This window comes from Rahnella sp. BIGb0236, from assembly GCF_004364755.1.
In the GTDB taxonomy this organism is placed as follows: domain Bacteria; phylum Pseudomonadota; class Gammaproteobacteria; order Enterobacterales; family Enterobacteriaceae; genus Rahnella; species Rahnella victoriana.
Map to the genome: position 1 here is coordinate 65,798 of NZ_SOAO01000014.1, position 13,765 is coordinate 79,562.

A 13,765-nucleotide genomic window follows, 5' to 3' on the forward strand; every position below is an offset into this window, starting at 1 on the left:
AAACACGGGGTGTTTGCCCGGCCTTCTTGTTTAGTCCGGCATCAGGCTGTTGAAGTCTTCTTCATACAGATCGCGACACGCTTGCATAAATTCCGGGTACCCCAGCTCTGAGGTCTGGACTTCACGGCCCAGCCGCTTTTCTAAATCCTCGTGAAACCACTCAAATTCACCATGCAGAATGCCGGTAAATCCGGTCAGGATGATGCACTGTTGTGGCGTTAATTTTTTCACGGCGGGTCCTCGTTAATCTGTTTTTGAAAAATAATGCGTAAAGAGAGAAGTGCTTCACGCCGGTATGCGGCAGGACGCGACAACTTATTCTATCCTCTAATGAATCTCACTGGAAAACAAGGAGTCACATATGGATCAGGATCTGTTCGAACAGGCACCTCTGCCGTTGCTCACCCGCTTTCAGGTCGGCGACCGTGTCAAATTGCTGACGTTTCCGGTGGGTGTGCATCCGGCCAGTTACCAGCTGGATGTGGCCATCACCCGGATCCAGGACGGCGAGTTTGAAGGGGAAATCGTGCGCATCGCGCCGCTGGGAAGACTGGGCCATCACGAGGCGCATTTCACGATAGGGGGAACGGTGGCGTTCTTCGCCCGCAATATTCAGGGCATGGCCGCCTGAACCATTTGCCGGTGACAGAAAGCAAAAACCCCGCAACAAGGGCGGGGTTAAATGGCTTTGAAACACCATCTGGTTACATCAGGGGTTTAACATGTTTCGTCAGCGCCTGGGTGGTCAGTTCGTCGGCTTTTATTTTGGAACAATTCCCACAATAGCCCACGAGATACCAGTTACCGTCTGCGCCTTTTTCCGGATTCACTTTGTAACGTTCGTTACGCTTACCATAAAACTCGCGTTCTGCGTTCTGTGCTGCCTCTTCCCAAAAGCACAACGAAAACTGATGTTGCTGATCAACATGCCGTTGTCCGTTGCGACTTCCACCTACCAGTAAATAATGATACTCAGACATGCATCCTCCTTTTCCCAATACGGGCAATGTTCCTGACAACAAGTGTAAAACTCGTTTCACCTGGAAAGCACATTCGAAAGACTGCAAAAGAAAGACAACAAAGGCCGGGCTGAATGATGCCCATGGCAAAATTCTTATTTCTCTAAAATTATAGAGTACGATCGGTTCTGGGTATGTATATTCGGAAAATTTGTGATAACTGTCACTCTTTATTTTTTGGCGACTGTGATGTGCGTCTTATAACAGATTGAGCTGTTGTGCGTCATCCGGTTCTGTACCGGTTTTTTTCTTAGGTTTTCGCACTTTAGCCGCCGGTGCCGGGCGCTGCATTTCCTGATGCAGCCAGTGCAAAATCACTTCTGCCACGTAGTCCTGCTGCACCTGTGTCATGGCGGTGTGCGCCGCAATCTTGTGCCATTTTTCCAGACAGCCACGGCAACAGGTGGCGGTCGCGTGCTGGGCGATAAACACCGGATGGCCGCGCATCGGCGTCTGTTTGCCGTCATTTGCTGGTTCAGCCGGGGCGAGGCGGGCGGCAATAAAATCAGCGGCATGCTGAGTCACCGCATCCGGCCCTTTATCCTGACAATAGGCATATTCTTTTGCGCCGAGATGAAAACGCTGGCGAAAGGGTGACGCGGCCAGACGCTGAAAAACGGTATCGATAGAATTTGGGGCAGGGCTGGAAGGCATAGTGGTCGTGTCCGTTCACATTCTAGACGCAGAAATAGCGGCTTTACTCTCGTCAATTGTCGGCTTTAACGCCCGTCAGCCCGTGCTAGTCTGGCTTTACTGACGCTCTTACCCCAACAGGGATCCGCAATGGCAGAAAAACATGTTATAGATTTGGTTATGTCGGTCAACAAGCACGCCGAAGAAACTGCCATGCAACAGATGATGCTGCGCAATTTTATCATCGTGATGTGCCGCAGTATGACGGAAGAACAGAAGAATCAGGTGAGATGGCAGATGCGTCAGATCCACCAGCTGACGGACGCCGAATACCGCAGCGGCGATATTGAAATACTGGAAAAAGCCCGGCGTGACGTTGAGGTGATGCTGGAACTGATCAATTAAGGTTCATCTGATGTCCGCCGTCGTTGCGCCGTACTATCATTAACACAATGATAACCAAAGGGAGAATGACGATGGGATTCTGGAGAGTATTGATTACCATTCTGGTACCACCATTAGGCGTACTGATCGGCAACGGTTTCGGTGGCGCATTTTTACTGAATATTATTCTGACACTTTGTGGCTATCTGCCTGGCCTGATCCACGGCTTCTGGGTGCAGACGCGCAAATAAGCACAGCCCGACCGCAAAACCCGGTAATCGCCGGGTTTTTTTATGCCCGGAAAGGGCAGTGTTGATCAGAAAAGCGAGAAAAGCAGAACAACGGGCAGGCTCATCGGCCAGGTAAATCCGATAATGCCGGAGGTTAACAGTCTTATTTTAATCGTATCGCGGCTCACTAACAGGGTAACCAGCGCGGCGATGCCCAGCCCACCCCAATAAATCGTCTTAATCACTTCCCACCAAACGTGCACAACCAACCCCTGACCATCAGAATATTCTTTGGCGCGTATGATATTCCGTTAACATCTGGTAATCAATTATTGTGTGATGTTACTCAAGGTTTTGTATTGTGGCATTTCGGCGGGAATTGTTATATTTCATCGCTTGTGCTGGTTGCCGGCGCAGAAAGCGGGCGCAAATGCCCGCGGATGGCGGTCGGGGCGAATCCAAAACGTTTCCGGAAACGCTCGGCAAAACGTGAGCCACTTTCATAACCCACCTGATGCGCGATATGTGAAATCGCCAGATCGGTGCATTGCAATAACCGCAGGGCATGGGTCATCCGCACGTCAATCATCAGGTTTCGCAGCACACAATCCTCGGACGCCAGCCGTCTGCGCAGCATCACTTCATTCATCATCAGCTGTTCGGCGACTTCTGCGGCGGTAAAAGATTTATGCAAATTATTGATTAATAATTCACGCACGCGCTGGGTGACGCTCTCGCTGTGCTGCAGGGAATAGCGCACGCCAAGCTGGGATAACCAGAGTAATTGTTCAAGCATGCGATGGCGGGTAATGGGCGCGGGCAGGCCGTGATGCCAGAGGATGGCGCTGTGGGTATCGGTAAAACTTTGCTTAAATGCGCCGGGAATATGCGGGATGACCTGAAAGTTATCAACGGTGATCAGCGGCGGGCTAAAGCCGGTGGCATGCAGCCCGGCGTCGCTCAGCAACTGGTGATCCCAGGCCATGATGGCGCAACTGAAAGGGCCGTTTTCAGACAAATGGTGCGTCAGGCTCAGCGTTTGTCCGCTATTAAGCACGAGCATTTCGCCAGCCTGCAGGGTGACCTGCTGTTCCTGGAAAGTAATTGAAAGGCTTCCATTCTGAACGAGAACCAATTGTGGCTTATCGATATAAACATCATGAATAAAAAGTTCACTATGCTGAATAAGCAGTGAAATGGTTCCTATCCCTGGCGTCACTTTTATTTTACGAACCATGTTGATGATGCCCGAAAAAGACGACTGCAACGTGTTGTTTGCTGCCTGATATAAAATTTCCCGCTTATGCTATTACAAACAGGTTGCCTGATAATACGCGTAAGTCACGGAAGAAGACAGAGAGAACCAGCCCTGGTAGCCAGATGCTCTCTGCCCCTGAAACCTTATATATGCACAAGAAATATTGAAAAAAAGTCTAACAAACAGAGTCTTAATAATTATTGGCGATCACCAAAGGCAATCGAACGGAGGTCAATTTTTCCGTAAGTCGTATTCACTTGTTGTTGTCGGGACGACTGACCAATCAGCTCGGTGAGTTTATTCATCCGCGTCTGTAATAACGTTTTAATGGTGTTCTCATTCTCCAGAATAATACGCAAATAGCGGCGGACATCATTCTGAATCATTATCGATGTCTGTTCTGACATCGGTAAACGGGTGGTAGCTTCTACTGCTTTTACGTAACTGACTTCGAGCTCAACCAGCTCATCCCATTTTTCTTCTTTCGCCAGCCGCAACATCTGCTCGCTTAAAGACAGGATCAGTTGATATTCATTAACCAGAAACTGATGTTGATCCATTATTTTGGTCCTGCGACGGGTGGTAGTTTGGGCCGATTTGCCGCCAGGCATCGGCGATGTTTTCAAGCAAGGCCAGCACCTCAGTGATGGCCTCCTGATCGTTGTGTAAATTGGCATGCAACAAACGACGGACCATATAGGAATAAAGCGCCTCGAGGTTATCCACTAATTCAGGATCGCCTTTCTCGCGACTTAATCCGGCTTTTAATCCGCTGTCGATAATGTTGATCGCCATAGACAGTGATTTGCCTTTTTCGGCAATGCTGTCTTGTTGCATAAAGATGCGTGCACGGATCAGGGCGCTGCGCGCCCCGTCGAATAACATCGTCACCAGCTGATAAGGTGTGGCGCTCATTACGCCACTTTCGAGGCCTACCTGAGCGTAGGCCTGAGTTCCTTTAGCGTTATACATAATCTGTTTCCTTACGAGCTTGAACTTGATGAGGACATGGCTTCGAACTGCTGCGTCAGATAAGTCGCGGTGCTGTTGAGCTTCTGAATCGAGACATCAAGCGCAGTGAATTGCGTTTTGTAACGGGCGATGGTGTCGTTGATGCTGTCATTAACCGAGTTGTATTGCTTGGTCAGTTGTTTAAGGGTGTTATTTACAGAAGTTGAAGCATTAGCAATCGTGCCGGTGTTTGCATTCAGGAAATTGGCATTGAGATTACTGATGTTGGTCATGATGCCAGTTGTTTTTCCATCGCCTACCATCATAGTTTGGACAGCACTGGTAGAGCTGGTGAGTGCAGTACTCAATTTTGTGCTGTCTATAACCAGCTTGCCGGTTGTCGGATCGCTGGTTATCCCAATACTTGCCAGAGTGTTGACAGAGCTAGAACCACTGGAAACGCCAATTGCCGATTTCAATTGTGTTTGAATTGAACGCAATGTGCTGTCGCCCAACAGAACACCATTCGAAGTATCTTGAGCATCCGAATTGACAGTAGTCGCAGTGTACTTCGTCAAGTTACTGAACGTATCTTGCAAGGAATTATATGCATTAACAAAAGTGGTTATTGCCGTCGATGCTGTGCTGGTATCTTTCGCGATGGTCAGTGTTGCATCAGCGGTGGTAGTGCTGGCCAGATTCAGAGTAATACCGTCTTGTATATCACTTATGGTATTACTTTGGCGCTCCAAAGATATCCCATTAAACGTTAACTGCGCGTTAGCTGCAGGAGTGTTTTCGGTCATTGCACCTGTGTCATTGGAAGAGTCATAACCAATAATATTATTCAGCTGGTCATCACCCGTAACACTTAAAGTCATCTTTGAATCTGTACCGGTATTGTTAGCGCTTAGCACCAGCTTATAGCTGCTGTCAGAGACTTTTACGATACTGGCAGTGACGCCTCCGCCCGCTTTATTTATTGCGTCTCGTACGCCGGTCAAAGATGTCTGGCTGTCAGTAAGGCTGATGCTAAGTGGTTTACTTCCGTCGCCCTGACTAATGGTCAGAGTCCTGGAGTTATCAGAAGTAGTACTGCCAAGCGCTGTAGTGTTACTTGTTTGTGAAGCAGAGATCAGAGACTGAGAAGCAGCAAGCTGACCGACCGAAATAGTATATTTACCTGCGGCAGCACCGGTGGTGGTGGTTGCACTCAATGCAGTGGTATTGCTGGATGTCGCTGTTGTAGTTCCATAAGTCTTGGCCGAACCTAATGCAGTTGCAGCATCTGCAAAGGTCTGTAGTGCGCTTTGCATTGTGCCGTAAGCCGTTAACTGGGCACTGTACTTTGTCTGAGCTGTGGTGATTGGCGTAAGACGCGCCTTTTCTGCGGTGGTCAGGTTATCCAGCAATGTGGACAGGTCCAAGCCTGAGCCGATACCTAATGAAGAGACAGTGGCCATATGTATCCTTTACTTGTGTTGTATAAGAGTCTTTAAGCCCTATCGGCACGACGGAGAAAAAGTTTAATGGAATGCAACAAAAAGTAATGGCGTGAATAGAAGGTATAAGGAAGGGTAATTCTCAAAGTAAGAAATCAGAGTTTTTTGAGAAATAATTCTAAAGGTTGTCAGTGTAGCGCCGATACAAGTTTGGACGGTGATGAACGCCGTGGGCAATAAGCCCGAACCCTTAACCAGATTTGAAGGAATACACTCATGGCTCAAGTTATCAATACCAACACGCTGTCTCTGATGACTCAGAACAACATGAACAAATCCCAGTCCGCGCTGAGCACCGCTATCGAGCGTCTGTCCTCCGGTCTGCGTATCAACAGCGCAAAAGACGACGCTGCTGGTCAGGCGATTGCTAACCGTTTCACTTCTAACATCAATGGCCTGACTCAGGCTTCACGTAACGCCAACGACGGTATCTCTGTTGCGCAGACCACTGAAGGTTCACTGAGCGAAATCAACAACAACTTACAACGTATCCGTGAGCTGTCTGTTCAGGCTGCTAACGGCACCAACTCAGCATCTGACCTGAGCTCAATCCAGGACGAAATCACTTCCCGTCTGTCTGAAATCGACCGTGTATCGGGTCAGACTCAGTTCAACGGCGTGAACGTACTGGCCTCTAACCAGACCATGAAAATTCAGGTTGGCGCGAACGATGGCCAGACTATCTCTATCGACCTGCAGAAAATCGACTCTACGACTCTGGGTCTGAACGGCTTCAACGTTAATGGTTCAGGTACTATTTCTAACAAAGCAGCCACAATCAGTGATTTGACAGCTGCCAAAATGGATACTTCCACAAACACCGTTACGACGACTAACAATGCATTAACTGCATCTCAGGCTGTAGAACAGTTGAAAACTGGCGATACAGTAAGCATTGATTCTTATGGTGCTGCGGCGGCTAAAACAACTACTACTTATACATATGATGCTACGGCTGGTAACTTTAGTTATACCAATGCCAGCAATAACACTTCCGCTACTGCTAAAACTTTAGGCGAGAGTCTTGTCCCTGCAGCAGGTAAAACCTCAACAGGTGTATACAAAGCAGCATCCGGAGATGTTAATTTTACCGTTGATGCAAATGGTGCACTGACAATTGGAGGCCAAGCTGCATATCTGACAACAGATGGTAACTTGACTACCAATAACGCTGGTGGTGCGACTGCCGCTAAGATCGGTGATCTGTTTAGTTTAGCTGCTGATGGAAAGTCAATCGGCGCAGACAATACTGCTTCTATCACCATGAATAGTGTTACCTATAATTTTAAAGCTGCAAGCGCTGCAGATCTGGCTACAGACGCCACGAATAGTAATACAGCTCTTCAAGATGCAGCTGCAGGCGTATCATTTACTGCTACGGCAAGCAAAGAATCAGTATTGGGACAAGTAACTTCAGCTAAACAAGCTGCCACAGTAGCAGCAAATGGTGATTCAGTAGCAACAGTGACTTATAACTCTGGTGTTCAGACTTACAAAGCCACCTTTGCTGCGGGCGATGGCACTGCGTCTGCAAAAACAGCAGATAACAACGCAATTACTGGCGCTTCAGCAACTTACACTGATTCAGATGGTGACTTAACCACAGTTGCTTCTTATGACACTAAGTATGCAATTGACCCTAACAATGGTCAGGTAACAGTAGCGTCTGGTACAGGTACAGGTAAATATGCTCCTAAAGTTGGCGCTGAAGTATATGTTAATTCTGAAGGCAAACTGACCACCGATACCACCAGCACCGGTACTGCAACTGCAGATCCACTGGCTGCACTGGATGCCGCTATCGCTAAAGTTGACACCTTCCGTTCTTCACTGGGTGCGGTTCAGAACCGTTTCGATTCTGCCATCACCAACCTGGCGAACACCACCACTAACCTGTCTTCTGCACAGAGCCGTATTCAGGATGCTGACTACGCCACTGAAGTTTCCGCAATGTCTAAAGCACAGATCCTGCAGCAGGCGGGTACTTCAGTATTGGCGAAAGCAAACCAGGTTCCTCAGTCTGTTCTGTCCCTGCTGCAATAATTGTCTTTGCCGACAATATAAGCAATCAGGTGACATACAGCTCAAACCCCGCTCCGGCGGGGTTTTTTTTAACCAAAATTTACCTTTCTCTGCAATTAATGAAACGCATTCGCTGGTATAATTTAGGATAATCTTTATGTTGTGATGGTTTTTTGGGCAATCGTTTTCGCGCTGTCCGCAGGTGTCCCGGAACAGAATGTGCGAGACATAATCAAAATAACCGCGCTTTTCTGGCCTTATTCAGCCGATTGAACAGGGCTTAACGCTGGCAAAATGATACTGACCCTCAATTTGCCAGGTTACGACAGTGAGCGATCTGTATACCGCCGACGGCGTGATAGACAAAAATTCTTTGTGGCAGCGCTATGTTCCGCTCGTGCGCCATGAAGCCCTGCGTTTGCAGGTGCGGCTTCCCGCCAGCGTAGAGCTTGATGATCTACTGCAAGCGGGCGGGATCGGCCTGTTAAATGCGGTTGAGCGTTTTGATGCGATGCAGGGGACGGCGTTTACGACCTATGCCGTTCAGCGCATTCGTGGCGCAATGCTTGATGAGTTGCGTAGCCGCGACTGGGTGCCGCGCAGCGTCAGACGCAATGCGCGTGAAGTGTCCCAGGCGATGCATAACGCAGAACAGAAATTAGGGCGACCGCCGAGTGAAGGAGAGGTGGCGCAGGCGCTGGATATTCCCATCGAGGAATACCGGCAGATATTAATGGATACGAACAGCAGCCAGTTGTTTTCTTATGACGAATGGCGCGAAGAGCACGGCGATACTGCCGAGGCATTGATGGAAGGGCACGAAGAGGCCAACCCGTTACATCATCTGTTGGAGGGCAATCTGCGCCACCGGGTGATGGAAGCTATCGATGCGTTACCAGAACGGGAAAAGATGGTACTTACGCTTTACTACCAGGAAGAGTTGAATTTAAAAGAGATCGGGGCGGTGCTGGACGTCGGGGAATCCCGTGTAAGCCAGCTCCACAGTCAGGCGATTAAGCGTTTGCGAACACGCCTGGCAAACGACCACTGATCCGCTTTTTCCTGGCCGGTTATACATTTTATATCCCTTATCAGGAATAAATTTATGCCAGCGGGAATCAAAACAAGGCCTTTAAGCCGTTATCTTAAAGATTTTAAACACAGTCAGACTCATTGCTCACAGTGTGCGAAAGAACTCGACAGGATGGCACTGGTGTTTCGCGGGCAAATCATCAATAAAGAGGCCATCGCCAAGATGGATCAGCCTATTGATGATGACGTGTGGCACAACCTGTCGCAGGAACTGACCGCACTGTGTCGTTTTTGCAGTGAGATAAGCTGTAACAGCCATTCGTCATATTTTGACATCATGGCGTTTAAGCAATACCTGTTTGAGCAGACGGAAATGAATCACAGCACGGTGCGCGAGTACGTTGTCCGCCTCCGCCGTCTGGATGAAATTCTCTCTGCCAATAACTATCCTCTGGATAAGCTTTCAGGGGACAGTATCCACCAGCGGATCATCAGTGATTTGCCGGTGGCGGGCCACGATAACTACCGTATTGCCCTGCGCAAATACGATCAGTATCTGGCCTGGCAGAAATCCGCGTAAGCGGCGCTCTTACAGACTGACACACAAAACGCAAACAGGCTCCTCCGGGGGCCTGTTTTTTGTCTTGAATCTCTCCGCAGTTTCTATAAATTCTTTATATACTTACTTAATAACCCGTCTCTGAAATTATACCTACTTTAACGATAACGACTTCGTACGGCCCTGTGCTGTGCGTCAGGGGAACATTGTGCCTGCTAAAATTTCTTTGCTTAAAACCCGGCTGGAAGCCTTTGATCGTCTCGATTTATTAGGCAGCGCCACGCCATTAGAAAAACTGCACCGTCTTTCGGAAACCGTCGGACGGGATATCTACATCAAACGCGACGACATCACGCCGCTGGCGATGGGCGGCAACAAGCTGCGCAAGCTGGAATATCTCGCCGCTGCCGCGCTGGCAGAAGGGGCCGATACGCTGGTGACGGCGGGCGCTATCCAGTCAAACCATGTTCGCCAGACCGCTGCCGTGGCGGCCAAACTGGGCCTGAAATGTGTGGCGCTGCTGGAAAACCCGATCGGCACCACCGAGGCTAATTACCTGACCAACGGTAACCGCCTGCTGCTGGATTTATTCAATGTGGACGTGGTGATGTGCGATGCCCTGCATGATCCGATGGCGCAGCTGGCAGAGCAGGCCGAACGTCTGGAAGCTCAGGGCTTTCGTCCGTACGTGGTGCCGGTGGGCGGCTCCAATGCCCTGGGCGCACTGGGTTACGTGCAGTGCGCGCTGGAAATTGCCGAGCAATCTTCCGCCAGTTTTGTCGATTTCAGCGCCGTGGTGGTGGCATCGGGCAGTGCCGGTACTCACGCCGGTCTGGCGGTCGCCTTACGTCACTTAATGCCGGACACGCAACTGATCGGCGTGACAGTGTCACGCAGCGCAGGCGATCAGCGTCCGAAAGTGGAGGCCATTGCGAAAGAAGTGGCCAGCGCACTCCAGCTCGATGAGAAAGTGCCGCCGGTGATTTTATGGGATGACTATTTTGCGCCGCGCTACGGTGAACCGAATGACGCGGGCATGGCGGCGGTGAAACTGCTGGCGGAACAGGAAGCGATGTTGCTGGATCCGGTGTACACCGGCAAGGCGATGGCGGGGTTGCTGGATGGCATCGAACGCGGATTATTCCCGGATGAAGGCCCGATCCTGTTCATTCATACTGGCGGTGCCCCGGCACTGTTTGCGTATCATCCGCACGTTTAATGGCTCACACTATGCTTATGCTTTTTTGAGCTAAGATTATAGAATTATATTCCTGATAACTGGCGCGGCGGGTGCTACTGTGCGCAAATTCGTAGGGGATATAACGTTCTATAACTAACAATAACTGAGGTGAATATGGGGTTTTCTACACTGCGTCGTCGTTTACTTCTGGGTGCTGTTGCGGTCACGCTGACGGCAGGCATGGTCAGCAATACGTTTGCTGATGAAGGGTTACTGAAAAAAGTTAAAGATCGCGGCACGCTGATCGTCGGGCTGGAAGGGACGTATCCTCCGTTCAGTTTCCAGGGTGAAGACGGCAAGCTGACCGGTTTCGAAGTGGAATTCGCTGATGCGCTGGCGCAGCACATGGGCGTGAAAGCGAAACTGCAACCGACCAAATGGGACGGCATGCTGGCGTCGCTGGAATCCAAACGCATTGATGTGGTGATCAATCAGGTGACCATCTCCCCTGAGCGTGCGAAAAAATACGATTTCTCCACCCCGTACACCGTTTCCGGTATTCAGGCGCTGACCAAAAAAGGTCAGGAAGGCACCATCACCAAACCTGAAGATCTGAAAGGCAAAAAAGTCGGTGTGGGTCTGGGCAGTAATTACGAGCAATGGCTGCGTGAAAACGTGCAGGGCGTCGACATCCGTACTTATGATGATGACCCGACTAAATATCAGGATCTGCGCGTAGGCCGTATCAACGCGATTCTGGTTGACCGTCTGGCGGCGCTGGATCTGGTGAAGAAAACCGGTGATACCTTAGCCGTGGCGGGTGCACCGTTCTCCCGTCTGGAATCTGGCGTGGCAATTCGTAAAGACAACCCGGAACTGCTGGCCGCGATCAACAAAGCGATTGCTGAAATGCAGAAAGATGGCTCGCTCGCCAAAATCTCTGAAAAGTGGTTTGGTGCTGACGTCACAAAATAATGCTCGTCATAACTGAACTTGCCCCGGCGTTATCTGCGCTTGCTCGCCCGAATCACTTACCTGTGTAAGCCCATCGGGACTCGCGCACTTGCTGCCTTGATGCAAGTTCATTTATTTAGAGCATATGTGAATATCTTAAAGATCCAGAAAATCTAAAGGTCTTAGATGCAAGAAAGTATTCAACTGGTGCTGGATTCAGCACCATTTTTATTGAAAGGGACACTGTTTACGCTCCAGCTCAGTCTGGGCGGGATGGTGTTCGGTCTGATCCTGGGCTTCGTGCTGGCGCTGATGCGCCTTTCGCATTTCTGGCCGCTGTCATGGATATCGCGTTTTTACGTCTCCGTTTTCCGTGGCACGCCGCTGATCGCCCAGCTGTTTATGATCTACTACGGTTTGCCACAGTTTGGCATCGAGCTGGATCCTATCCCCGCAGCGATGATTGGTCTTTCGCTGAACACCGCGGCCTACACCTCTGAAACCCTGCGTGCGGCGATTTCGTCCATCGAAAAAGGGCAGTGGGAAGCCGCCGCCAGTATCGGCATGAACCCGTGGCAGACCCTGCGTCGCGTGATTTTACCGCAGGCAGCCCGCACCGCGCTGCCTCCGCTGGGTAACAGTTTCATCGGGCTGGTGAAAGATACCTCGCTGGCGGCCACCATTCAGGTGCCGGAACTGTTCCGTCAGGCACAGCTTGTGACATCGCGTACGCTGGAAGTGTTCACCATGTATCTCGCGGCCTCTATTATCTACTGGGTGCTGGCGACCGTTTTATCCTTCCTGCAAAACCGTCTGGAAGACCGCGTTAACCGTCAGGATCAGGAGCCTTCATGAGTACCATTGACGTTAAGCAACTGACAAAAAAATTCCACGGACAGACGGTGCTGCACGGTATAGATTTGCAGGTCAATTCCGGCGAAGTGGTGGCGATCATTGGGCCGAGCGGCTCGGGTAAAACCACCTTACTGCGCAGCATCAACCTGCTGGAAGAGCCGGACGGCGGCACCATCAAAGTCGGCAACATCGAAATTGACGCCAGCAAACCGATCAGCAAGCAGAAGAACAACGTCCGCGAACTGCGCAAGCAGGTGGGTTTCGTTTTCCAGAACTTCAACCTGTTCCCGCACCGTTCCGTGCTGGAAAATATCATTGAAGGGCCGGTGATTGTGAAGGGCGAGCCGAAAGAAAAGGCCATCGCCACGGCGCGTCAGTTACTGGAAAAGGTCGGATTAAATGGCAAAGAAAACGCCTATCCGCGCCGTCTTTCCGGCGGTCAGCAACAGCGTGTCGCCATCGCCCGCGCACTGGCAATGAACCCTGAAGTGATTTTGTTTGACGAACCCACGTCCGCGCTGGATCCCGAACTGGTCGGCGAAGTGCTCAACACTATCCGCGCACTGGCACTTGAGCACCGCACGATGGTGATTGTGACCCACGAAATGAGTTTCGCCCGTGACGTGGCAGATCGCGCGATCTTTATGGATCAGGGCAAAATTGTCGAGCAGGGACCGGCGAAAGAGCTGTTTTCAAATCCGCAACATGCGAGGACGAAACAGTTTCTGGAGAAGTTTTTAGCGCATTGATTTCTGTCCCTTTCTGCGAATGGAAACAAAAAAATCCGCAAGCAATCCGGGCTGCTCCCTCCCCTGCGAAGGGAAGGGTTGGGGTGGGGTATTAATGCAAAATCAGTAAGTTGAAGTATGCTTTGACCAGGTGTCAGCCCTTAAAACCCCCTCCCAACCTCCCCCTTCGCAGGGGGAGGAGAAAAAAGCAAAACCTAAGAACGTCACGGACAGCTCCCCTTCGCAGGGGGGGAGCAAAAAGCAAAACTTAAGAACGTCACGGGCCGCTCCCTCCCCTGCGAAGGGGAGGGTTGGGGTGGGGTATTAATGCAAAAACAGTAAGTTGAAGTATGCTTTGACCAGGTGTCAGCCCTTAAAACCCCCTCCCAACCTCCCCCTTCGCAGGGGGAGGAGCAAAAAGCAAAACCTAAGAACGTCACGGACAGCTCCCCTTCGCA

The 13,765-nt window shown here is 50.4% G+C and carries 18 protein-coding genes; 10 read left to right on the plus strand and 8 right to left on the minus strand.

Annotation, left to right across the window (positions count from 1 at the left end):
• Positions 1-30: 30 nt before the first annotated feature.
• On the minus strand, positions 31-231 hold the full coding sequence (locus EDF78_RS21555) for a hypothetical protein (RefSeq protein ID WP_095922229.1): 201 nt from the start codon (positions 229-231) through the stop codon (positions 31-33).
• Between the two features lie 130 nt (positions 232-361).
• Between EDF78_RS21555 and EDF78_RS21560 the strand changes: the two genes are divergently transcribed.
• A complete protein-coding gene (locus tag EDF78_RS21560) occupies positions 362-631 on the plus strand; it encodes a hypothetical protein (RefSeq protein ID WP_095922228.1) in 270 nt (89 codons plus the stop codon).
• Positions 632-704: 73 nt separating this feature from the next.
• On the opposite strand, the gene EDF78_RS21565 is transcribed toward EDF78_RS21560, so the two are convergent.
• Together EDF78_RS21565 and EDF78_RS21570 are read right to left on the minus strand one after the other, a co-directional pair.
• Positions 705-980, minus strand: a complete 276-nt coding sequence (locus EDF78_RS21565) for a hypothetical protein (RefSeq protein ID WP_095922227.1) — start codon at positions 978-980, stop codon at positions 705-707.
• 237 nt (positions 981-1,217) lie between these two features.
• Positions 1,218-1,673 (minus strand): DUF4186 domain-containing protein, encoded by a 456-nt coding sequence (locus EDF78_RS21570; RefSeq protein ID WP_095922226.1) that lies wholly within the window; start codon positions 1,671-1,673, stop codon positions 1,218-1,220.
• A 129-nt stretch (positions 1,674-1,802) separates the two neighbouring features.
• Here EDF78_RS21570 and EDF78_RS21575 point away from each other — a divergent pair, with 129 nt between their 5' ends.
• Both EDF78_RS21575 and EDF78_RS21580 read left to right on the plus strand, forming a co-directional pair.
• Positions 1,803-2,057, plus strand: a complete 255-nt coding sequence (locus EDF78_RS21575; protein ID WP_095922225.1) for a hypothetical protein — start codon at positions 1,803-1,805, stop codon at positions 2,055-2,057.
• A 71-nt stretch (positions 2,058-2,128) separates the two neighbouring features.
• Positions 2,129-2,287: a YqaE/Pmp3 family membrane protein gene (locus EDF78_RS21580; RefSeq protein WP_015690040.1), complete on the plus strand. Its 159-nt coding sequence runs from the start codon at positions 2,129-2,131 to the stop codon at positions 2,285-2,287.
• 65 nt (positions 2,288-2,352) lie between these two features.
• On the opposite strand, the gene EDF78_RS21585 is transcribed toward EDF78_RS21580, so the two are convergent.
• The 5 genes from EDF78_RS21585 to fliD form a co-directional block, all read right to left on the minus strand.
• Complete coding sequence (locus EDF78_RS21585) at positions 2,353-2,529, minus strand: GhoT/OrtT family toxin (RefSeq protein ID WP_095922224.1); 177 nt, start codon at positions 2,527-2,529, stop codon at positions 2,353-2,355.
• Positions 2,530-2,648: 119 nt separating this feature from the next.
• Entirely contained in the window at positions 2,649-3,329 is a 681-nt protein-coding gene (locus EDF78_RS21590) for an AraC family transcriptional regulator (protein ID WP_233432852.1), read from the minus strand.
• 392 nt (positions 3,330-3,721) lie between these two features.
• Entirely contained in the window at positions 3,722-4,084 is a 363-nt protein-coding gene (fliT, locus tag EDF78_RS21595) for a flagella biosynthesis regulatory protein FliT (RefSeq protein WP_095922223.1), read from the minus strand.
• On the minus strand, positions 4,059-4,496 hold the full coding sequence (gene fliS, locus EDF78_RS21600; RefSeq protein ID WP_095922222.1) for a flagellar export chaperone FliS: 438 nt from the start codon (positions 4,494-4,496) through the stop codon (positions 4,059-4,061). The genes fliT and fliS overlap by 26 nt, the downstream gene beginning before the upstream one ends.
• Before the next feature lie 11 nt (positions 4,497-4,507).
• Positions 4,508-5,938, minus strand: coding sequence for a flagellar filament capping protein FliD (gene fliD / locus EDF78_RS21605; RefSeq protein WP_133823876.1), 1,431 nt, complete (start codon positions 5,936-5,938; stop codon positions 4,508-4,510).
• 255 nt (positions 5,939-6,193) lie between these two features.
• Here fliD and EDF78_RS21610 point away from each other — a divergent pair, with 255 nt between their 5' ends.
• The 7 genes from EDF78_RS21610 to tcyN all read left to right on the plus strand — a co-directional run bounded on the left by EDF78_RS21610 (position 6,194) and on the right by tcyN (position 13,328).
• Positions 6,194-8,020 (plus strand): FliC/FljB family flagellin, encoded by a 1,827-nt coding sequence (locus EDF78_RS21610; protein WP_095922220.1) that lies wholly within the window; start codon positions 6,194-6,196, stop codon positions 8,018-8,020.
• A gap of 307 nt (positions 8,021-8,327) precedes the next feature.
• The gene (locus tag EDF78_RS21615; RefSeq protein WP_095922219.1) at positions 8,328-9,050 is read left to right on the plus strand and encodes an RNA polymerase sigma factor FliA; all 723 of its coding nucleotides are present in this window, start codon (positions 8,328-8,330) and stop codon (positions 9,048-9,050) included.
• 54 nt (positions 9,051-9,104) lie between these two features.
• On the plus strand, positions 9,105-9,611 hold the full coding sequence (fliZ, locus tag EDF78_RS21620) for a flagella biosynthesis regulatory protein FliZ (protein WP_095922218.1): 507 nt from the start codon (positions 9,105-9,107) through the stop codon (positions 9,609-9,611).
• Between the two features lie 205 nt (positions 9,612-9,816).
• Positions 9,817-10,809 (plus strand): D-cysteine desulfhydrase, encoded by a 993-nt coding sequence (locus EDF78_RS21625; protein ID WP_205948403.1) that lies wholly within the window; start codon positions 9,817-9,819, stop codon positions 10,807-10,809.
• 135 nt (positions 10,810-10,944) lie between these two features.
• Positions 10,945-11,745, plus strand: a complete 801-nt coding sequence (tcyJ, locus tag EDF78_RS21630; protein WP_095922216.1) for a cystine ABC transporter substrate-binding protein — start codon at positions 10,945-10,947, stop codon at positions 11,743-11,745.
• Between the two features lie 165 nt (positions 11,746-11,910).
• Entirely contained in the window at positions 11,911-12,579 is a 669-nt protein-coding gene (gene tcyL, locus EDF78_RS21635; RefSeq protein ID WP_095922215.1) for a cystine ABC transporter permease, read from the plus strand.
• Positions 12,576-13,328 (plus strand): L-cystine ABC transporter ATP-binding protein TcyN, encoded by a 753-nt coding sequence (gene tcyN / locus EDF78_RS21640; protein WP_015697534.1) that lies wholly within the window; start codon positions 12,576-12,578, stop codon positions 13,326-13,328. Before tcyL ends, tcyN begins: the two co-directional genes overlap by 4 nt.
• Positions 13,329-13,765: the final 437 nt, after the last annotated feature.